The following is a 20,357-nucleotide window of genomic DNA, read 5'->3' as shown; positions in this document are numbered from 1 at the left end:
GTGAAATCTGCTCGTAATGGAATTGGGGCACTCATAGAAAACTCCTGTTCGTTTCCTATGTTGAATCATATTTTAAAGCTTTTGGGAATCCCCCAAGAGTCAAGACAGCTACATTTTGGTATGAGGCGGTTGTTTCCAAGCTGGATAAACGGGATTGGGATACCATTCAGGATATTTGGGACCTGATTAACACCCTTTGGCCTGATGTAGAAAACATACAGAAAGAGCTGGCTGGCGTGGCGCCGGAAAAAGTGAAGCCGTTGAAGGTCGCAACCGAATATGGGGAATACCGTGGAGGCTATTATCCGCTGCGCTATGATGAGCGAAAGTCATTCCTTGCCCATTTACGTGACGAGAAGCGCACGACACAGGAACTTTATGAAAGCTCATTCCTTCGTCCAATGACCCGCAATGGTCACACAAAGGAACGTGTGGGCTCTGGTGGGCAGCCTGTAAAGCTTGACCTTGGTGTGATGACAGAGCACCTGCAAAACGTAGTACATGATCTTACCCACCGTAAAGCTATTCTGGATGCTGATAAAATCGTCATGGATCATCGTATCCGGGAAGCCATTGAGGATACGGCTGGCTCAGAGATGTATCGCCAAATCCGTCCGTGGGTTCAAGCTATCGCCAATGAAAAGCCGGAACCAACCACCAAGATATCCAAAATCCTATCGAGAGCCCGCATGGGGGCGACTGTTGTTGGGATGGGCTGGAAGGTGACAACAGCTATTGTGCAACCTCTTGGCTATCTACAATCAGTTGATCAACTTGGCGTTAAACATGGTTGGAAAGGTCTTAAGAAATTCTTTGGTGATGGCAATCCATTAAAGATGAGAGAGCAGATCGGCTTTGTTTTGGATCGTTCAACAATGATGCGCAATCGGCAAAAGACCTTTGACCGAGATGTGCGTGATACTTTGAAGAAAATGACCATTAAAGGACCGTTGTATGAGGTGGAGCAATCCTATTTCTATCTCACTGGCCTGCTGGATATGGGGGTGTCAATCCCCTCCTGGTTAGGGGCTTATGATCAAGGGATGGAGAAATTCGGCGGTGATGAGGCGAAGGCCATTGATCATGCTGATTCCATGGTGCGCAGAACGCAAGGCGCTGGTGGGGTGAAAGACCTTGCTGCAATCCAGCGCCACCACGAACTGATGCGGCTCTATACGACCTTCTACAGCTATTTCAACGTGCTCTATAATTTGGGCTCTGAGCGTATTCGCCAGTTCAATGACAAAGATATCAACGTTGCTCAATTAACAGCGTCTGCCTTCTTCCTCTGGTTTGCCCCTGCAGTGTTGTCTGAAATCATTGCAGGTCGTGGGCCAGATGATGAGGATGAATGGGATAAATGGGCTTTGAACAAGGTCGGGGCTTATCCGTTTCAGTCAATGGTGTTAGTTCGTGATATTGCCAACGGTGTACTTGGTGATTACGGCTATAATGCAGCTCCAGCCTTTGAAGCGATTGAACGTACCTCAGGAGCTTTAAAGGCTGTGGGTGAAGCTGCTTTGACTGATGAAGAATGGAGCCGCAATGATACCAAGAACGCTTTCCTTGCGGCATCCTATTGGGCTCCACTGCCAGGCCGCCAGATGTGGATCAGTGGTGAATATACTTTCGATCTGATGACCGGAGAGGAGAGCGAGTTCAGCCTTCGAGATTTGATGTTCCATCGGCAAAAGTGACTAGAGTAAAGCTGAAAGGGTAACGATTTGTTACCCTTTCTTCTTACTGTTCAATTGTCCATGAACTGTTCGGGCCATCATAGATAAATTTTTTGTCGGCAAGATAATTAACCCCTATGATCGCCAGAGCTCCACAAGATAACCCAGCCATATCAACTCCAAACAATCCGTCAAAAGGTTCTGTTTTAGGAAGAGTTTTAGAAGATTTTAGACCTGTAGCTCTGAATGCTTTCCAATTGTTAAATTGTTCATTAGAGCCAGAATGCAACTTAGCCATAAGCACACCGTTATATGCTTGTGAAGAGGCTAATCCACTCATGCCTTTATTGGTTCTTGGACCTAAAGATAACATCCCTAGTTTATTGGCTAGAGAATTATCTATGCAGTGAAAATTTGCACCTGTATCGATCAATGCATTAATTTCAACTGACTTAGTTTTGTCGCTTACGTTAATTGCGTTCACTTTCAAAAGAGGAAAGCCTTTTACCAGTGATCCATCTAAAATAATACTCATGCTATTTCCCCTTCATTCGTATACCTGGACCACCATCTGAGCTCACCTCTCCATCTTCAATAAAGACGATACCAGCGCCTTGAAGGGCTTTCTGCACTATATCAAGGGTGTTGGCTTGCATACCCCCTTTACCAGTTTCAAAGCGGGAAATCGTACCAGGGTTTACGCCAGCCATTTCAGCAAGGTCTCTAACCCCAATTTTCAAGGCAGCACGGGCCATTCTTATCTGATCACCGTTTATCATTTTTAGTTCCTTGTTTGCATATCTTAATACACTGTATCAAAAAATTGATTAATTTAACTCAATTTGTTATATTTTTAACACAAGGTATTAATAACTGCAAACGGAGTAATGAAATGGGTTACGCATTTTCTGATTTTAAAGCCATTGAAGATCAATTGAATTCTGTGCCAGGTAATCTTGATGTTCCAGAGGAACTGGTTAATAAGTGTTGGGAAGAAAGGCGTAAGTTCATCTCTGAACTGGTCGCTAAATCTGATCGCCAATCTACGTTGACAAAATTGCAGATACTGCTTGATAAATCTCATGCTCATGAAATGTTTAATGACAGCGGAGAAGATGGACAGGATGATTACGCTTTGCTGAAATCTGCAATAGCTGACTTGGGTGGAAATACGAGTTTGCGAGATTCTGGAGCTGATGAGCCTGCTTTTAAGGTGGTGGGCCAAGCGCGTCAGATTGATCCTGTAGTGGTCCTTCATGACAAATATAAAGAAAAAGAGAAACAGCTTCAGGAAATGGATGAAGTTTTAGATACAGCATTCAAGGCCTTACCGAAAGAGGCTCAGTTGTTCTGGGTTACCGTTGAAGTAAAAACCTACGCACAACTCGAAACGCCGGACGGGGCAATTACCTTAACACCTTCAGGCACCGGGAAATTTTGTAATGATACGCTTAAAAAGCTAATTACTGAATATAAAATGAAAAAACCGCGCTTCAATCAGGATGTTACTGAATATCTGGCTTACTTAGAGGAACTTCAAAAAAATAGTCAGGAAGTACTTTTAAAAGCAAAGCTGTTACGCGAAGAATACGGATATAACAAACTGAACAGCAAACATGATAGACTTGAAAAGGAGCTAGGGCACATCGCTCGTCTATTTGAAAATACCCTGCCAACTTCTGTTGAGGGCTATAGGATTAAGCTGCACCATGCTTTGAATATGTACGACGTTACAGATAGGCATGGCGGTTACAATCAAGACTTTAAGCAAAGTCTTGATGACGGTTCTTTGCTGATGCGCGTTATGGGAGATTTAGACGCTCTTGTTGCTTTAGACCAAATGCATGCCAATGCGGGGATGGTGGATCAAGTTGCCTCTCCTTTGAAATCAGCTTTGGATAAATACCTTGAAGTGGGCAAACGGGCCAAGGCGTCTGATGGAAAAACAGACAAAGAACTGGACCGTATTTCGGAAGAACAGGGCCATATGGTTGATGAAATGAACACTCATCCTGAACTCACGACGATTTATGAAAAGCTGGAGTTGTTACTTCACCGCACTGAAACAGCAAACCCATTCGAGCCTTTGCTCCTCGAAGATCAGCGGGATTTAGATTTACTGCGAACTATTGTGAAGGAAATGAAATCTCAATGATTATGAAGCCCTCGGAAACGGGGGCTTTTATTTTTCAGTGAAATGACTCGACTTGTATAGATTGTCTGTTCAAAATAATTTTCTCGAAAAACGGAGGGTGTGATGGGCGCGATAAAAACAATAGGCTGTCTTCTAGTAATCGGATTTTTGTCCGGCTGTGTCTCAATTGCAGATATAAATGTATCAACCAACAAAATAGAAAAAACATGGTTGTTGGATTATCAAAAAACAGAAGAGGCATTGCGCACCCGTGTCATTGATGCCCCATCATTAGAAACTTTCACTCAGGTCAAAAAGGCTCTTGTTTCAATTGATTTGCCTGTTACGAAATCAAGCCTTGAGGATGGCGAGGTATGGGCTCAAGGAATTGCCCCAGCACCACTCTCACAACAAGAATGGGAAGGGGTTGCTGAGAAGGAAAGCCCTCGCGTCAAAGAGTTATCTGGGGGCCTGTTGTACTTGAAAGACGATCCTTCAGATTATGTTCTTACAGTAAAGATTACCCTGCGGGCGATTGATCGTAAAACACTTGTCGTTATCGATTACCTGCTTTCAGCCCCAAAGTTTGAGGCATATGGAATCAACATGCCTAAAGTAGCTCCCCCTGAGGCTGTCTTAATCGGCTCTGCAAAGTTCTGGGACGCGCTGGAAAGAAAGCTCCAGTTGGTTGATATACCAAAGCCTCGCCGTGCAAATCCTGATGAATTGGGCGCATAAGGATCATTCCACTATGGCCTCAGATGGCGAAAAACAACTTGTAGAAACAGCTCCAGAGAATATACCTGTTGCCCTGAAAGGCTTTGAGGATGAAGCGCAGGCAAAGGATTTAGGTCATGTTGTTGCCTATGTGGTACGTTCCATCAGTCGATACATGGACTTGGAAAGGCTGGACGGGATAACGATAGCATTTGATTATGATGAGGCGCTAGCAAGCCTTGATCGTGGTTATGATGCGTCCCGGCTTCTAAATTGCACAACAACTGAAGAAATCAGCGGCGTTGCCATGGCTCCTGTCGTGATCCGAGACGGTGTGATCAAATCCCATATGGTTTTTCATGCACCTTTTGTCATGTCCATCATGGATGAGGAAGATAGCGATTTCAAACAACAGGCAATCCACCTGATAGCCCATGAATGTGCTCATGTTGAAGATAATAAATATAAAGATTTGAGCCTACCGGGGACAATGCTTCAAAAGGAATACTTGTCCTATGAAGACGCTGTATTTGGACAAGTCGCTGATTCTACCTGGTCTGAATATGCGGCGTGTATTGTGAGCGCTACATTTGGTTCTGATCAGACAAAAAGCTATGTTGAAGGGTTTATTTCTGTCTTAGAGGTTGCTCGCAGCAAGGCAATAGAGGCGATCAAATCTTACCGAATACATGGTGATTTAAACCTCTTGGTGGAGGAAGTAGGACAGCCCTTGTGTCTGCCGATTAAAGGGGCTTCTTATTTGTTAGGCCATCTAGATGGCGTCGGGAAATCATTTTCAGATATTGAAGACCTGGAAGATACAATCTCTGAGCATGGGTATTCTGAATATATTTACCGTTTGAAAGTTGAGCTTCGAAAACTTTGGGAAAAACGAGATCAGTGGGAAGGTGAGGAAGAGTTTCAGCCTATTAATTTGATTGCCAAAGATTTATTTGCTGATGTTGGTGTAATCTTCACTAAAATGGAGGATGGGCAATCTCATATTGATGTACCATTTACGCCAGAAACTATGCCGGACCTTTAATTAATGGAAATTTATGAAGCCCATAGGCTTGTCTATCATTATACCTCGATAGAAGGCCTTGAAGGGATTTTAAGCTCAAACTCATTCTGGGCAACACATTACAAAGACCTAAACGACTATACCGAATGCAAATTATTTAAAGACTATGCGGCTCGAAAATTACTGCAGCCATTTTTAAAAGCTATAAAAGAAATTAAGAAAGACCTCACCTTTTCCAAGCAACAATTATTAAAAAGAAAAGGCATTTTTGCCATCGCAAAGCATGAAACAAATGCTCTTGTGAATGCAATTTACAATGTCAGCTTTGAGGGAATAGACGACAAGGGGAAATATGTGGACCCGTTTATTGTTTCATTTTGTTCGCACAAAAATGATGACAATTACACACAACAAAATGGTTTGTTGAGCCAGTGGCGTGGATATGCTGAAGGCGGTGGTGTAGCGATTGTTTTTGATACTAAAAAGCTAACAGAACTGATGTTTGCTGAAATTAGAACTCATGGTTACACCGCACACGGCTTTGGTGACGTTGTGTATCAAGGAGAAGAAGAGAAAGAATGCGAGGAATTTGGATCGTTTATTGAGATAATCGGAAGGCATACTGAATCTTACCTCAGAGGAGAAAACCCAAAGACGGGTCATTATTTTGGAAAATTTGTCGCCAACGCTACCCGTTATAAGCATCGGGCCTTTAAGGAAGAGCGAGAAGTCCGCTTAATGTTTTCACCTGTTACGGAAGATTTTATGAAATTGGAAGGTGAAACTGAAGAAGACTTCCCGTCGGGTTCAATGAAGCCAGTACTCACTCGTGATAGAGCTGGAAAAGAAATCAAATACATTTCAGTCTTTGGAACAAAAAGGCTTCCGGTAAAGAAGGTGATTGTTGGCCCATGTGCTGACCCGAAAGGAAACCTTGAGCGCGTCAAAAAGATCGTTGGAGAAAGGGCTCCCGTGATTCTTTCAGATACGCCTTTTATTCCATAGGTTACTTACCAAGATAGCTTTCAAGTTCTGACAAAACGTCATCAGCTTTTTCAATGGTCCAGTCGTAATTTCGTAGGACTACTTCAAGAAATTCAGCTTTGTCTTTGTTATCTCTGTGATCCCATTTGCCAGCATCCATTGCTTGATAATCAAGAGTGATGGAGTCTGCCATTGAATATAGTTCTGTCAATTTTTCAGGAATTGGCTTGGGTAAGTGTCCAATTGTTGTGATGTTCGCATAATAGACGCTTTTAGCGGGATCGTTGTGAGTATTGTATTTGGGGACTTCGTTAGTGCGACCAGCTTTTAGAGCATCAATAAACTCTTGAAGTGCTTCACGGTATTTATGGTGAATAACCTCGTTTCGTTTTGCTTTGATTTCAGCGTGCAGTGAGGCTGCTAAGCCTTTCAGCATTCGATTATGTTTCTTTGTTTCTCGTCTTGATATGAAGAGATTTGTCATAACGCTGGCGACGACACCACCTCCAAGAATCTTCAAGATATCATCAGATAAAAAGTCCATAACGTCTCCACGGTCCCTGTCTAAACAGTTTTTTCTATTGCTACCTATTTGCTACCTAAAAAGAAAAAGGACTTAACTGAAAATCAGCTAAGTCCTTGATCTATATGGTCGGGACAGCGGGATTCGAACCCACGACCCCTACACCCCCAGTGTAGTGCGCTACCAGACTGCGCTATGTCCCGACGATGTTTGTGGCGGCAATATATAGAGGGCTTTCCGGCGATGCAATGGTTAGTTTGCAAAAGTTTTCACTTTTTATGCCGCGCTCTCAATTTTGTCTTTCAAGGCTTTCAGCTCGTTTAAGACATCTTCAAGTTTGTTGCGCTGTGTGGAGCTGAGGGCGCGTTTGACAATGATCTGAGGTTCCGGGGCATCCGGGGCGAGAATGGGTTCCGGTTCGGGCAGGTCGTTCAGTTCTTCGTAATCATGTGTCGCAAGCGGTTGAAAGTAGGAAGCCCCGCCTGTGCTTTCCTCAATCTCAATCTCATCCTCAGAAATAGCTTCAAGGCTTTGTTCTGCTTCCTGTTCGTCTGGTATTTGCCCCATATTTTCCGCCGGACTATCAAACAGACTGGCTTGTTGGCTGACGGGGGCGACTTGTGCGCGCAACTGTACGGAGACGGATGTCCTTTCCCCTTCAGCAGATGCCGGAGTTTGTGGTTCCGGCGTTTCTGAGGCGTCCTCAGATGTCGTCACGCTGCCTTCGTTGATAAAGCTGCGAGCACCTTCTTCGCGCATGAGTTTTTGGACACCTTTAATGGTGTAGCCTTCATCATGCAACAATGTCTGTAAACGGCGCAGCAATGCGACATCGTCGGGGCGGTAATAACGTCGACCGCCCGCGCGTTTCAGCGGTTTGATTTGTGGAAACTTGCTTTCCCAAAAACGCAACACATGGGTTGCCAATCCGAGTTCCTTGGCGACTTCGCTAATCGTGCGGAACGCATCGTTCGATTTGGTCATCTCTCAACTATGCGCTTTCGGCGGCATTATTGGTTTTCGTTAATACGGGCCTTGAGCACCTGAGAGGGGCGGAAGACGAGTACTTTGCGTGGCAGGATCGGAACTTCTTCACCTGTTTTCGGGTTGCGCCCGATACGTTCACCTTTGGAACGGACGGAAAAGCTGCCGAAGGAGGAGATTTTTACCGTTTCATCGTTCGCCAATGTATCTGCGATCATATCCAGAACAGATTCAAGCAGGTCCGCAGATTCATTACGAGACAAACCAACTTCTTGATAAACAGCCTCGGTCAATTGGGCGCGGGTAATGGTCTTTTCACTCATTGGGGGTCCTCGCAAAGTTGGAATAGACAGACTTAAACGGTACCTTAGGACGATTAATCCGTCAATATCAAAGGTTTGCGTAGTTGATTTTAATTTATGCCGCCTACCAGCGAATGAGGGCGGAACCCCAGGTCAAACCACCGCCCATTGCTTCGATAATCAGCAGATCTCCGCGCTTTATGCGGCCATCACGGACGGCTTCGTCCAGTGCAAGCGGGATGGATGCGGCGGAGGTATTGGCGTGCTTATCAACCGTGACAACCACCTTGTTCGGGTCCACTTTCAGCTTTTTCGCCGTGCCGTCCAAAATACGCTTGTTGGCCTGATGGGGAACAATCCAGTCAATATCATCCGCCGTCAGGTCATTAGCGGCCAGTGCTTCCTTGACGACTTCGGCCAAATTGACAACGGCATGACGAAAGACTTCTTTGCCTGCCATGCGAACATACCCCGTGGTCTGGGTGCTGGACGGTCCGCCATCGACCATCAAAATATCCTGATAACGCCCATCGGAATGCAGGTGCGTAGACAAAATACCGGAAGATTCGGCTGTTTCTTCTTCGGCGCGCAGGATAACAGCCCCTGCCCCATCGCCAAATAAAACGCAGGTGGTGCGGTCTTCCCAATCCAGCAGACGTGTAAAACTTTCAGCCCCAATCACCAGTGCCGTTTTGGCCTGTTTGGTTTTCAGGAAGCTGTCAGCAGTTGCCAGAGCATACATAAAGCCGGAACAAACCGCCTGTACATCCATTGCAAATCCGTGGGTCAGGCCAAGCTGGGCCTGTACTTTGGTCGCGGTTGAAGGAAAGGTATTATCCGGTGTGGTCGTGCCCAGAACGATCAGGTCGATATCTTGAACATCAATCCCGGCATGTTCAATAGCGTTCAGGGCAGCTTTACGGGCGAGATCGGATGTTAGTTCACCATCGGTAACCATGTGACGCTGTTTGATGCCTGTACGTGCGGTAATCCAGTCGTCACTTGTGTCGACAAATTTTGCAAGATCGTCGTTTGTTACGATTTTTTCCGGAAGGTAAGAGCCGCATCCGAGGATTCTAGAACGTAAAGCCATGTGAAAGTCGCCACCAAATGTTATGAATCGTTGCCGCTGTGGGCATCCATGAGACGCTCCAGATCTTCCTTTATCAGGTCGTTGAAGCCGTGATGCACCAGATCATGTGCGACTTGGACGGCATTTGCAAACCCTAAAGCGTCTGTACCGCCATGACTTTTCACGCAAATTCCATTCAAGCCGAGGAACATTGCACCATTATAGCGGCGCGGGTCCATCTTTTTCTTGAAGTTCATAAGCGCAGGTTTTGCGATGGTTGCCCCTAATTTTCCAAGGAAACTACCGGTAAGTGCATCCTTCAGGAAAAAACCGAGAAGTTGGGCCGTGCCTTCAATGGTTTTTAAGGCAACGTTTCCCGTAAAACCGTCTGTCACGATCACGTCAACCGTCCCCAGACCAATGTCGTCACCTTCGACGAAACCGTAAAAATCGATGTTTAATTTGGTGTTTCGCAAAATGGCGTGGGCTTGCTTGACCGAATCATTGCCTTTGAGGTCTTCTTCCCCAATGTTGAGGATACCGACTTTCGGTTTGGCTAATCCCAGCACGTTACGTGCATAGACTTCGCCCATTACGGCAAATTGAGTCAGGTTGTCTGCATCGCATTCAACGTTTGCGCCCAAGTCAAGCATAACCGACCCGCCGGTGCGATGTGGCAAGTACGTTGCAATTGCAGGGCGATCAATACCGGGAAGTGTGCGCAGAACAAATTTTGCCATTGCCATAAGCGCACCGGTGTTGCCAGCAGAAACAATTCCGGCAGCTTCCCCCTTTTTGACGGCATTAATTGCCAGACGCATGGATGAATTGCGGCGGTTACGAAGGGCAACGGCCGGTTTATCATCATTCGTCACGACTTCGTCAGTATGGATCACTGTCGAAATTGCTTTGACGTCAGGGTATTGATTCAACAAAGGCTCCAACTGACGTTCATCACCCACGAGGAGAAAACGAACACCAGGGAGCTTTGTCTTGCAGATGCTTAAGCCTTTGACGACCATATCGGGTGCATCATCGCCGCCCATGGCGTCAATGGCTAGCGTCATTACGTTTGACAAGAGGGTAATCCTTCCTTCGAAGCGTATTATACGGCTTCGACGTCAGTAACCTCACGACCATCGTAGTGGCCGCATTCAGAACAAACGTGGTGTGGGCGTTTCAATTCACCGCAGTTCGGGCATTCGTTGTACACAGATGCTTTGAGAGAATCATGTGAACGACGCATGTTGCGACGGGATGTGGAAACTTTCTTCTTAGGAACAGCCATTATTCTGTACTCTTTAATATAAGCTCGACAACGAGGGAGCGGTTATTTAAACGAAAGTGTCATATAGAGCAAGCCTAAATGGCGCTATTTGTCACTTTTATTTTTCAATTCGGCTAAAACGGCAAAAGGATTGTTCGATTCAATCTCTTCTTCCGTGATTTCAGGCCCGACACCAAATTCGGTATAGGCCGTGCCATCTGCACGGGGAAAGGGATCGATTTCCAAACCCAGTTCCTCTGCCATCGCCGCGCCGAGGTCTATCACACCATCGATGATGGGATCAAGCTCCTCTGTGGCATCAATTTCAATTTCCACCTCTTTTTCTTTATCCGGCGGCGTAATCGAGCTGTCGTAGATACGCTGAAAGTCAAGGTTAATAACGGTTTCAATCGGTGCAAAGGTTGCAACACATTCCTGCGTGATTTTTGCCTGTGCCTGAAAATCGCAGGCAATTTTTTTTCCGCTCAAGCGTTTTAAGGTGGCGGTTCCTTTGAAAAACGCAATATTTTTTAAATCGAAACGTTCTTTAAGACCTGACAATTCATCCGCATTGGCTTCAATGTGAATTTTCTTGGGATTGGGTCCAAGCTTATCAGCTTGAAAGATATAGGTGAAATCTTGCGTATTCATGCGTTTTTATCTCCGACAGGCGCGGGGCCGAAGGATACATTGCCTTTTAAAAGCTCGTCAATGGAGGTATTTTCAAGGTTTTTTGCTTCACAACGCAGGTATTGCGCCATTTTTTCAAGCGATTCGTCACTTACCGGCGTTTTGCGATAAAGGTTGCGATCCAAGGCGGCTTTCAACATGGCGTTATCGTTTTCAGCCAATCCCTCTTCATATACCGTAATGCGACCATAGAAAGCCTCCGCCATCTTGGGGACGCGTCTGGCCAGTCCCATGTCGCCCACGCCTAATTCACGCAGGTTCTGGTCCATATCGGCAAACATGAGATCATATAGGGATTGCAGGAACTTTTCGGTGCGTTCCTGTTCGGTTTTTAATCGCCGCATGACAACGAACGTATGCAGGACGATCATATCGTAGCGCCCTTCCACGGTATCGGCGACTTCGAGATGCAGATAAAAGTCGGGATTGCGCGATTGATTGATAATCGAGACATAAAGCTTTTGTACTTCTTCGGCAAAAGCGGGCTTGGTTTTAAACAGTTTGGAAAAGATCACGATGCGCCGGGCTCCAATAAAACTTGATCATCGGGTTTTATAAGATATTGTAGGGGCTCTTATCAAAGTGAAAATCAAGGTTTGTGAGTTGCGATGTTGAAAAAGGTTCGCTCAAATACTGTTTTTGGTCTAGGTGCCTTGCTGGGGGCAGCGCTTATGCTTAATGCCTGTGGGGCGCAATATGCAACGCGGGGCAACCTTCCGACAGAACAACGCCTGTCTGAAGTGATCCCCGGTGAAGTGCATGCGCGTGATGTTGCTGAAATTCTTGGCACGCCTTCTACCTTTTCTACATTTGGGGGTGAATCCTGGTATTATATCAGCGAACGTGTCGAATATTTCGCCTTTTTAGAACCAAAAATTCTCGACCGGAAAGTGATTCGCGTCCAGTTCAGTAAAGATGGGACTGTTGAAAAAGTTGATGAACGTGACAATCAGCACACGCGCGACATTCAGTTTGTCGAACGTACCACCCCGACAGCGGGCAATGAACTGTCCTTCTTTGAACAGATTTTCGGCAACTTGGGTCGCTTCAATAAAGGTGAATAAAAATGGTATCAGCCGGGGTTATCTGCAACGGACTGGATCAGGACGTCGGAGACAACTTTGCTGTCCTCTTCCCCCAAAACTTTATATGTGATGCGTTTAAGACGTCTTTTCAGGGCCGCGATATCCAATTTATCTTTGTTACGTAATAGACGGGGCATGAAGACATAAAGGTCACGCAGATAAGCATCTTCCAGACGGACCATCTTCGCTTTGACAACTTCTTCTTGCCCCAGGGAGACTTCAAGGGCGAATTGCACTTGAATGCTGCCGGCAACGCGCTCCCCTTGGAACATGGGGATGGTAAACGGTTTAATGGCGACTGTGGTTGTTGTCGTCTTTTTTTCCAGCTCGATCTGTTCTTGCGTTTTTTGTGGCGCGTCCTTTGGTTCAAACGGCCCAAGTTTGAGGAAATAGAGCGCCCCAACGGTGCCCCCGGCCACAACAACTAACAAGACCAAGAAGAGAATAGCTTTTTTCATTCATTTTGCCCAAAATACCCGATTAACAGATTGTTATTATCGTCGTCCGATATGCAGATTGCAAGGTCGGCGCTTAGAAATGACGATATCCTTTTTTCAAATCAGTAAGTTGCGTGCCGTCTTCTTTGATAAGACAGGTCTGTTTTTTATCTGTTATTCTGCCGATCACACTGATTTTTGTGGCACTATTTTGTGCAATTTCGACCAACTCGTTCTGCCTGTTTTGCGCGATGGAAAAAAGGAGTTCATAATCATCCCCGCCATTCAATATGAATGAAAGTAAAGTAGAATCCTTTTGCAAGGCGCTTTGTGCTGCCGTGCTCAGCGGGATATCGTTGATATGAATATCGGCTGTGACGTTCATATGTTCGAAGTCTGTCATCAGGCCATCCGATATATCCAGACAGGTGTGGGCGACTCCGACAAGCTGTTGCCCGAGTTCTACACGCGGCGTTGGGCATAGATATCGTTTATGGAGTATGCCTGTCGGATCCTCCAGCTTACCTTGGGCAACCAAAAGACCGAGGGCGCCATCGCCAATGGTTCCGCTGACACACAACAAATCACCGATGCCTGCGCCTTGTCTGGACAGGGATTTACCCTGCTCTATCTCGCCAATTGCGCTGAGGCTAAGGGTTAAAGGGCCTGTTGTCCGTGTTGTGTCCCCGCCCAGCAGGTGAATACCATAACGGTCTTGCATATCGCCAAGGCCGCCTGCAAAGGCGCGGATCCAATCGGTTTCTATCGTGTCGGGATAAGAGGCATTGAGCGTATAATAACGCGGCGTTGCCCCCATTGCGGCAAGGTCGGATAAATTCACGGCGAGCAGTTTATGGGCAATATCGCGCGGATTGTCATTGGCAAAGAAATGAACACCGGCAATCAACGTGTCCGTTGTAATGACATTTTCATAACCTGCCTGATGGGAGAATACGGCTGCGTCATTTTTTAACGCAAAAGCTCCTTCGACCTTTTCAGCCAAAGGAGCCATAATTTGCGCAATCTGTTCGAATTCACCCAGCACTCTTTAGGCTTTCTTGAAGTCGTCCGGGCGCAATGTTTTTGCCAGACGGTCCAACACGCCATTTACAAAGCCCGGTTCCGGTCCTTCAAAGAAGGCATGGGCGACATCGACATATTGTGTAATGACAACGCGCGGCGGGACATCAAGACGAATATAAAGCTCGTAAATGCCGCTCATCAGGATGATGCGAACAATGGCTTCCAATCGGTCAATGGTCCATTCCTGAGACAAAGCGCCTGAAAGCATTTCTTCCAGTTCATCATGACGTTTGGAGACACCGCGCACAAGATCACTGAATAACTGTTTGTCCGGTTCTGCCAAGGGGCTGGAATCACGATCTTCGTCACCGTCTTCTTGCGGTGTATCCCATCGGGTGCGCAGAAACGCAATGAGGACATCATCGACATTACTGTCGGACAGTTCCACTTCGTAAAGGGCCTGAATGGCGGCCAGTCGTGCGGAACTTCTTTTGACGGATTTATTCTTTTTCATCGGGGACGATGTCCTTATCTGGGCAACAGGTGAAGTTGTTTTTTCAATTCGATCATTTTCAGGCAGGCCCGTGCCGCTTTACCGCCAACATCTTTTTGGTCGCGATACGCGCGTGCGAGGGCCTGATCCCGGTTTTCACAGGTAATCATGCCAAAACCATGTGCGAGGTTATGTTTAACGCTTAAATCCATCAGGGCGCGTGAGGTTTCATCCACCACCACATCATAATGGGTCGTTTCACCACGGATGACGCAGCCTAAGCTGATAAAACCGGTGTAACGGGCACCGGCGGCCCCCATTTCCATTGCACGAATAGCGTAGGAAAACGCGGAAGGAAGTTCAAACACGCCAGGAACCTGATATCGTTTCAGTTCATACCCCTTCCCTTCGAATTCTTTTTCGACGGAGGCATAAAGCGCATCTGCGATATCATCATAGAAACGGGCTTCAGCGACAAAAATACGCGGGGTTTCCATTTAGTCCTCCAATTGCGGGATAGGTTGTTGATCAACGATGGACAGGCCATAACCTTCCAGGCCGATGATGTTTTTGCGGGCAGAGTTACTCAGGAGAATCATATCGCTAATCCCGAGATCGAGCAAGATTTGTGCACCTGTCCCGTAATCACGTAATTGCCCGGCTGATTTACTGCCTGTGGCGTGGGCTTCCACCCGTTCGGAAAGTGAGGCACGTTGGGGTTCACGTAACAAAACAATGACACCGCGCCCAACATCTGAAATATGTTGCATGGCGTTGTGCAGTTCTTTTGCCTTGTTGGCCGCGCAATCACCCAGCACATCATCCAGAACGTTAAGGGCGTGCATGCGAACAAGAACCGGTTCATCCGTTGTAATGTCGCCTTTAATCAGGGCGACGTGTTCGGCATATTCAACGTTGTTTGTGTAAACACACATATCGAACTCGCCGCCGTAGATGCTGTTGAGTTTTGTTTCGTTTTTCTTTTCGATAATGCGATCATGTTTGCGACGATAGGCAATCAGGTCGGCAATCGTTGCAATCTTCAGATCCAATTTTTTGGCATATTCGACCAAATCCGGCATCCGCGCCATTGTACCGTCATCGTTCATAATTTCGCAAATCACACCAGACGGGTTGAGACCTGCCAGACGGGCCACATCGACGGAGGCCTCGGTATGACCGGCACGAACCAGTACGCCGCCATCACGGGCGCGCAACGGAAAGACGTGGCCCGGTGTGGCAATATCGGCACGCGATGATTGTTCGGCAATGGCAACGCCAACAGTTAAGGCACGATCTGCGGCGGAAATACCCGTGGAGACCCCTTCGCGGGCCTCAATCGAAATGGTAAAGGCTGTTTCGTGACGCGATGCATTGTGCGTGGTCATCAACGGCAGGCCGAGATGGTCGATGCGTTCGCCCGTCATGGCAAGGCAAATCAGGCCACGACCATGTTTTGCCATAAAATTAATGGCATCTGCATCGGCTTTTTCCGCCGGAATGACGAGGTCACCTTCATTTTCGCGATCTTCATCATCCACGAGAATGAACATACGTCCATTTTTGGCATCTTCGATAATTTCTTCGATGCTGGACAGGTATTGGCTATATTCGCTCACTTTATTCATCGTCCTTTTCGAGCAAGCGCGCCACGTAGCGAGCCAGCATATCTATTTCCAAATTGACAAAGTCACCGACCTTGGATTTGCCAAAGGTTGTTACTTGCAGGGTATGGGGAATGATATTGATGCCGAAGACGTCATCTTCAACCTCATTTACCGTCAAAGATACGCCGTTTAGCGTAACTGAACCCTTGGGCGCAATGAAATTCTTTAATTCTTTGGGCGCTTTGAACTTAAATCGGTGTGAATCACCTTCTTGTTCAATGGCGATAATTTCAGCAACACCATCAACATGACCGGAGACAATATGCCCCCCTAATTCGTCGCCAACCTTGCAGGCGCGTTCGAAATTGACAGGCATGTCAACGGTCCACGATCCCATCGTGGTTTTGGAAACCGATTCAGCCGAGGCGGTAATGGCAAACCAGTTTGTTCCCTTTTCAATTACCGTCATGCAAGCGCCATTACAGGCGATCGAGGCACCGATATCAACTGTGTTCAGGTCATAAGCCGTTTCAAATTCAAATCGCGTGTCACCGTTTTTTTCAATGGTCTTTACACGACCGAGATCGGTAATAATGCCAGTAAACATGACGTTAAATCTTTCTTTCTTTTTCAGGTAATATCTAAATCGCGACGGCGATACAGTTCAACCAGATCACCGCCGGAGGAAAAACTGTCGGTGCGATCAAAAAAGGGCGTGTCTTCCAAATGATCCACCCCAAAGGCTTGTGTCGCCGGAATACCGTCATGGCCCATAATGCGTGGCGCGTGCATCCATGACAGTCGGTCAATCAAGCGGCGGCGCAACATGGCGGCGGCCAGATGACTGCCGCCTTCGACCAAGACGCGGGTCAGGCCCCGTTTTGCCAGTTCTTCGGCAACCCACGACAAGGTAATGCCGCCGTCCATTTCGCTCACGTCATCCGGTGTAATCATTTCAATCCCGGCTTCACGGTAGGCTTCAGCGCGAATATCATCCTGATCCCCCAGCGTAATCATCCATGTGGGAATGTCCTGAGCCTGTATCACCAGATTGCTGGTCAAAGGCAGACGCATGCGTCGATCTACCACAATGCGGACCGGAGAATGGTTTTCCAGACCGGGTAAACGGCAGGTTAGTTGCGGGTTATCTTCTGTTGCCGTTCCAATGCCGACCATAATGGCATCGTGATTGGCGCGCAAAAGATGGCCTTGCTGGCGTGTCGGCGCTTCGGTAATCCACTGACTTTCCCCGGTATGAACAGCGATGCGACCATCCAGAGATGTCGCCATTTTCATGGTAAAAAGTGGACGGTTTTTGAGGATACGCAGGAAGAAACCTTCGTTGATTTCCAATGCTTCTTGTCGGCAGATGTTTTGCGTAACTTCAATACCTGCGGCTTTCAACATCTTAATACCGTTACCGGATACCCGTTCATCCGGGTCTTCCAGGGCAATAACAACGCGGGCGATACCTGCATCAATTAAAGCCTGTGCACAAGGGGGCGTTTGACCATAATGGGCACAAGGTTCAAGCGTGACATAGGCCGTTGCACCTTGTGCAGAATCACCAGCGCGCGCCAGTGCTTCTGTCTCGGCATGGGGGCGGCCACCGGGTTGTGTCCAGCCGCGTCCAACAACCGTATTGTCTTTGACAATGACGCAACCTACCGCCGGGTTCGGCCAAACATTTCCGAGCCCGCGCGTTGCGAGATTCAATGCGGATTTCATAAAGGCTTCGTCATCGCATCGTGCGATGGGGCCTTTATTTTTTATGTGTTCCCAAATTCTCGACAAAGTCCTCGAAGTCCTTTGCTTCACGGAAATCTTTATAAACGGATGCAAATCTAACGTAGGCTACTTTATCCAATTCCAGCAAAACGTCCATCACCTTTTCACCAATGGCGTTGGATTGGATTTCTGTCTCGCCGGATGTTTCCAACTGACGCTGGATAGAGCTGACAATACGTTCAATTTGATCTTCTTCGACCGGGCGTTTGCGCAATGAAATTCTGATGGAGCTGAGAATCTTCTCGCGATCGAATGGTGTTTTGCTGCCATCACGTTTCACGACCATCAGTTCGCGCAGTTGCACCCGTTCAAAGGTGGTAAAGCGCGATGCACATTCCGGGCAATAACGGCGACGACGGATGGCTGCGCTGTCCTCGGTGGGACGCGAGTCTTTGACTTGAGTATCCTGATTACCGCAAAAAGGACAGCGCATGATCCGTTTTCCTTAGAAGTCTTTGTAGACCGGGAATTTGGCGCAAAGTTCACCGACTTTGGCGCGTACTTCCTGTTCAACACCTTGATTGTTATCTTCACCGTTTGCGGCAAGACCGTCAAGAACATCGCTGATCAGGTTCCCGATCTGCTTGAACTCTTCTTCCTTGAAGCCGCGTGTGGTGCCTGCAGGGGTCCCCAAACGAACACCAGATGTCACCATCGGTTTTTCCGGGTCAAACGGAATGCCGTTTTTGTTACAGGTAATGCCCGCACGTTCCAGTGCCGCATCCGCCATTTTGCCCGTGACGCCTTTGGGGCGCAGGTCAACCAGCATCAAGTGGGTGTCTGTTCCGCCTGTGACGATATCACAGCCACGTTCAACCAATGTTGCCGCCAGAACTTTGGCATTGGCAACCACTTGGGCCGCGTAGTCTTTAAATTCGGGACGCAAAGCTTCACCAAAGGCAACAGCCTTGGCTGCAATCACGTGCATCAACGGGCCGCCTTGCAAGCCGGGGAAAACAGCCGAGTTGATCTTTTTGCCCAGATCGACATTGTTGGACAGGATCATGCCGCCACGCGGACCGCGCAGGGTTTTGTGGGTTGTTGTTGTCACAACATCGGCAAACGGAAGCGGGCTTGGGTGAACGCCACCGGCAACCAGACCGGCAAAGTGCGCCATATCCACCATCAACAAGGCACCGACTTTATCAGCGATTTCGCGGAAACGGGCAAAATTGATTTGGCGCGGAATGGCGGAACCGCCAGCGATAATCAGTTTCGGGTTGTTTTCGATAGCCATTTTTTCAACGGCATCATAATCAATATCTTGCGTTTCGCGTGAGACATCATATTGAACCGCATTGAACCACTTACCGGACTGTGCAGGTGGTGCACCGTGTGTCAAGTGACCGCCGGACGCCAATGTCATGCCCATAATGGTGTCGCCCGGTTGCAGCAAGGCCTGAAATACAGCACCATTTGCCTGCGCACCAGAGTGCGGCTGAACGTTTACATATTCACAGTTAAACAGTTTTTTCGCCCGCTCAATGGCGAGGTCTTCGGAAATATCCACATACTCGCAACCACCATAGTAGCGACGCCCCGGATAACCTTCAGCATATTTGTTTGTCAAAACCGAACCCTGAGCCTCGATCACAGCGCGTGACACGATGTTTTCAGAAGCGATCAATTCGATCTGGTCCTGTTGACGACCCAGTTCTTTACGCATGGAAGCGTAGATTTCAGGGTCCGATTCAGCCAATGTGGCTGTAAAGAAGTTTTCAAAAGACATGGGCATGAGCCTTTCTTGGGAGGGGGCCGTAATTAAACGGGCGGGTTGGATAATTTCTCGACGCGCCGCGCGTGGCGACCGCCTTCAAATTCGGTATTGAGGAAGACATTCATCGCATCCAGTGCCGTTGCAACACCGATCATGCGATCACCAAAGGCAATGACATTGGCATCATTATGTTCGCGGCACATCCGTGCGCCCAATGCATCATGGATCAGGGCACAGCGGACTTCGGGGAAACGATTGACGGCAATTGAAATACCGATGCCGGATCCACACACGACAATACCGCGTTCGGCTTGACCATCCTTGATGGCTTGAGCCAATTTGTAGGCATAATCGGGGTAATCGACAGAATCGGTCGTGTTGCAACCGAGGTCCAGGATATCAAAGCCCTGTTTTTTCAGTTCTTCCACAAGGGTAGATTTCAGTCCAAAACCGCCGTGATCGCAAGCGATTGCAATTATTTTCGATGCCATGATCCGTCATCCTCATCAATGGTCGATAGTTGGGCGATTATGTAGCACAGCCGATATAGCTTAGACAACGAAAAAGCCCGGTGCATTTCAGTTGTTTGCTCGGGGCTTTACGTTGTTTTCGCTCTTTAGGAACGGCCTTCCCGGCGTTTTTTGGTCAGGATATATTCCAGTTTGCGTTTGGCATTGTTTTTAAGGGTGGCTTCACCCATCGAAAGCAGGCCGGTTGCCATTGCTTCCTGACCACTATCGGGATCAATGGCGTGAACACGCAGATATTTGCCGTAAACGCGCATTTCGTAATACACATGGGAAAGCGTAACGCGGTCATTCATTATGTGGATAC

General features: G+C 47.5%; 27 protein-coding genes and 1 tRNA gene. 6 read left to right on the top strand and 22 right to left on the bottom strand.

Annotated elements, in window-relative coordinates; all coding sequences use genetic code 11:
- Positions 1-236: 236 nt before the first annotated feature.
- Positions 237-1,697, top strand: coding sequence for a hypothetical protein (locus tag IEW74_RS13285; RefSeq protein ID WP_188666040.1), 1,461 nt, complete (start codon positions 237-239; stop codon positions 1,695-1,697).
- A 43-nt stretch (positions 1,698-1,740) separates the two neighbouring features.
- Here IEW74_RS13285 and IEW74_RS13280 read toward each other — a convergent pair whose 3' ends face one another.
- Together IEW74_RS13280 and IEW74_RS13275 are read right to left on the bottom strand one after the other, a co-directional pair.
- Entirely contained in the window at positions 1,741-2,211 is a 471-nt protein-coding gene (locus IEW74_RS13280; RefSeq protein ID WP_188666037.1) for a pepsin/retropepsin-like aspartic protease family protein, read from the bottom strand.
- Position 2,212: 1 nt separating this feature from the next.
- Positions 2,213-2,455, bottom strand: coding sequence for a helix-turn-helix domain-containing protein (locus tag IEW74_RS13275; protein ID WP_188666035.1), 243 nt, complete (start codon positions 2,453-2,455; stop codon positions 2,213-2,215).
- A 113-nt stretch (positions 2,456-2,568) separates the two neighbouring features.
- Between IEW74_RS13275 and IEW74_RS13270 the strand changes: the two genes are divergently transcribed.
- The 4 genes from IEW74_RS13270 to IEW74_RS13255 all read left to right on the top strand — a co-directional run bounded on the left by IEW74_RS13270 (position 2,569) and on the right by IEW74_RS13255 (position 6,556).
- The gene (locus IEW74_RS13270; RefSeq protein WP_188666033.1) at positions 2,569-3,831 is read left to right on the top strand and encodes a hypothetical protein; all 1,263 of its coding nucleotides are present in this window, start codon (positions 2,569-2,571) and stop codon (positions 3,829-3,831) included.
- A 102-nt stretch (positions 3,832-3,933) separates the two neighbouring features.
- Positions 3,934-4,548, top strand: a complete 615-nt coding sequence (locus IEW74_RS13265; RefSeq protein ID WP_188666031.1) for a hypothetical protein — start codon at positions 3,934-3,936, stop codon at positions 4,546-4,548.
- A gap of 13 nt (positions 4,549-4,561) precedes the next feature.
- On the top strand, positions 4,562-5,572 hold the full coding sequence (locus IEW74_RS13260; RefSeq protein WP_188666029.1) for a hypothetical protein: 1,011 nt from the start codon (positions 4,562-4,564) through the stop codon (positions 5,570-5,572).
- Between the two features lie 3 nt (positions 5,573-5,575).
- Positions 5,576-6,556: a DUF2971 domain-containing protein gene (locus IEW74_RS13255; RefSeq protein ID WP_188666027.1), complete on the top strand. Its 981-nt coding sequence runs from the start codon at positions 5,576-5,578 to the stop codon at positions 6,554-6,556.
- Position 6,557: 1 nt separating this feature from the next.
- On the opposite strand, the gene IEW74_RS13250 is transcribed toward IEW74_RS13255, so the two are convergent.
- From IEW74_RS13250 to IEW74_RS13210, 9 genes are all read right to left on the bottom strand, one after another.
- Positions 6,558-7,079 carry a hypothetical protein gene (locus IEW74_RS13250; protein WP_188666024.1) on the bottom strand — a complete coding sequence of 174 codons (522 nt, stop codon included), beginning with the start codon at positions 7,077-7,079 and terminating at the stop codon, positions 6,558-6,560.
- 105 nt (positions 7,080-7,184) lie between these two features.
- Positions 7,185-7,261 (bottom strand) — tRNA-Pro (locus IEW74_RS13245).
- Positions 7,262-7,334: 73 nt separating this feature from the next.
- Entirely contained in the window at positions 7,335-8,042 is a 708-nt protein-coding gene (locus IEW74_RS13240; protein ID WP_188666022.1) for a MerR family transcriptional regulator, read from the bottom strand.
- 26 nt (positions 8,043-8,068) lie between these two features.
- Positions 8,069-8,365 (bottom strand): integration host factor subunit alpha, encoded by a 297-nt coding sequence (locus IEW74_RS13235; RefSeq protein ID WP_188666020.1) that lies wholly within the window; start codon positions 8,363-8,365, stop codon positions 8,069-8,071.
- Positions 8,366-8,468: 103 nt separating this feature from the next.
- Complete coding sequence (locus tag IEW74_RS13230; RefSeq protein ID WP_188666018.1) at positions 8,469-9,437, bottom strand: beta-ketoacyl-ACP synthase III; 969 nt, start codon at positions 9,435-9,437, stop codon at positions 8,469-8,471.
- 20 nt (positions 9,438-9,457) lie between these two features.
- On the bottom strand, positions 9,458-10,495 hold the full coding sequence (gene plsX / locus IEW74_RS13225; protein ID WP_188666016.1) for a phosphate acyltransferase PlsX: 1,038 nt from the start codon (positions 10,493-10,495) through the stop codon (positions 9,458-9,460).
- 26 nt (positions 10,496-10,521) lie between these two features.
- The gene (gene rpmF / locus IEW74_RS13220; protein WP_083222825.1) at positions 10,522-10,704 is read right to left on the bottom strand and encodes a 50S ribosomal protein L32; all 183 of its coding nucleotides are present in this window, start codon (positions 10,702-10,704) and stop codon (positions 10,522-10,524) included.
- An 84-nt stretch (positions 10,705-10,788) separates the two neighbouring features.
- On the bottom strand, positions 10,789-11,334 hold the full coding sequence (locus IEW74_RS13215; RefSeq protein ID WP_188666015.1) for a YceD family protein: 546 nt from the start codon (positions 11,332-11,334) through the stop codon (positions 10,789-10,791).
- Positions 11,331-11,888 carry a ubiquinol-cytochrome C chaperone family protein gene (locus IEW74_RS13210; protein ID WP_229734356.1) on the bottom strand — a complete coding sequence of 186 codons (558 nt, stop codon included), beginning with the start codon at positions 11,886-11,888 and terminating at the stop codon, positions 11,331-11,333. Before IEW74_RS13210 ends, IEW74_RS13215 begins: the two co-directional genes overlap by 4 nt.
- Positions 11,889-11,981: 93 nt before the next feature.
- Between IEW74_RS13210 and IEW74_RS13205 the strand changes: the two genes are divergently transcribed.
- Positions 11,982-12,437, top strand: coding sequence for an outer membrane protein assembly factor BamE (locus IEW74_RS13205; RefSeq protein ID WP_188666013.1), 456 nt, complete (start codon positions 11,982-11,984; stop codon positions 12,435-12,437).
- An 8-nt stretch (positions 12,438-12,445) separates the two neighbouring features.
- On the opposite strand, the gene IEW74_RS13200 is transcribed toward IEW74_RS13205, so the two are convergent.
- The 11 genes from IEW74_RS13200 to IEW74_RS13150 form a co-directional block, all read right to left on the bottom strand.
- Positions 12,446-12,916 carry a hypothetical protein gene (locus tag IEW74_RS13200; protein WP_188666012.1) on the bottom strand — a complete coding sequence of 157 codons (471 nt, stop codon included), beginning with the start codon at positions 12,914-12,916 and terminating at the stop codon, positions 12,446-12,448.
- Between the two features lie 73 nt (positions 12,917-12,989).
- The gene (gene thiL, locus IEW74_RS13195; RefSeq protein ID WP_188666011.1) at positions 12,990-13,940 is read right to left on the bottom strand and encodes a thiamine-phosphate kinase; all 951 of its coding nucleotides are present in this window, start codon (positions 13,938-13,940) and stop codon (positions 12,990-12,992) included.
- Positions 13,941-13,943: 3 nt separating this feature from the next.
- The gene (gene nusB / locus IEW74_RS13190; RefSeq protein ID WP_188666010.1) at positions 13,944-14,432 is read right to left on the bottom strand and encodes a transcription antitermination factor NusB; all 489 of its coding nucleotides are present in this window, start codon (positions 14,430-14,432) and stop codon (positions 13,944-13,946) included.
- A gap of 14 nt (positions 14,433-14,446) precedes the next feature.
- A complete protein-coding gene (ribH, locus tag IEW74_RS13185; protein ID WP_188666009.1) occupies positions 14,447-14,908 on the bottom strand; it encodes a 6,7-dimethyl-8-ribityllumazine synthase in 462 nt (153 codons plus the stop codon).
- Entirely contained in the window at positions 14,909-16,039 is a 1,131-nt protein-coding gene (gene ribB / locus IEW74_RS13180; RefSeq protein WP_188666008.1) for a 3,4-dihydroxy-2-butanone-4-phosphate synthase, read from the bottom strand.
- Entirely contained in the window at positions 16,032-16,625 is a 594-nt protein-coding gene (locus tag IEW74_RS13175) for a riboflavin synthase (protein WP_188666007.1), read from the bottom strand. The genes ribB and IEW74_RS13175 overlap by 8 nt, the downstream gene beginning before the upstream one ends.
- A gap of 23 nt (positions 16,626-16,648) precedes the next feature.
- Positions 16,649-17,812, bottom strand: coding sequence for a bifunctional diaminohydroxyphosphoribosylaminopyrimidine deaminase/5-amino-6-(5-phosphoribosylamino)uracil reductase RibD (gene ribD, locus IEW74_RS13170; protein WP_373283812.1), 1,164 nt, complete (start codon positions 17,810-17,812; stop codon positions 16,649-16,651).
- Positions 17,781-18,239 carry a transcriptional regulator NrdR gene (gene nrdR, locus IEW74_RS13165; protein ID WP_188666003.1) on the bottom strand — a complete coding sequence of 153 codons (459 nt, stop codon included), beginning with the start codon at positions 18,237-18,239 and terminating at the stop codon, positions 17,781-17,783. Before nrdR ends, ribD begins: the two co-directional genes overlap by 32 nt.
- A 12-nt stretch (positions 18,240-18,251) precedes the next feature.
- A complete protein-coding gene (gene glyA, locus IEW74_RS13160; RefSeq protein WP_188666048.1) occupies positions 18,252-19,535 on the bottom strand; it encodes a serine hydroxymethyltransferase in 1,284 nt (427 codons plus the stop codon).
- A gap of 32 nt (positions 19,536-19,567) precedes the next feature.
- Positions 19,568-20,014, bottom strand: a complete 447-nt coding sequence (rpiB, locus tag IEW74_RS13155; RefSeq protein WP_188666000.1) for a ribose 5-phosphate isomerase B — start codon at positions 20,012-20,014, stop codon at positions 19,568-19,570.
- A gap of 125 nt (positions 20,015-20,139) precedes the next feature.
- Complete coding sequence (locus tag IEW74_RS13150) at positions 20,140-20,346, bottom strand: DUF6898 family protein (RefSeq protein ID WP_188665998.1); 207 nt, start codon at positions 20,344-20,346, stop codon at positions 20,140-20,142.
- Positions 20,347-20,357 lie beyond the last annotated feature (11 nt).

Source organism: Terasakiella brassicae (genome assembly GCF_014641495.1).
In the GTDB taxonomy this organism is placed as follows: domain Bacteria; phylum Pseudomonadota; class Alphaproteobacteria; order Rhodospirillales; family Terasakiellaceae; genus Terasakiella; species Terasakiella brassicae.
Note: the sequence above shows the minus strand (reverse complement) of the source record. Positions and strands in the feature narration are given on the sequence as shown.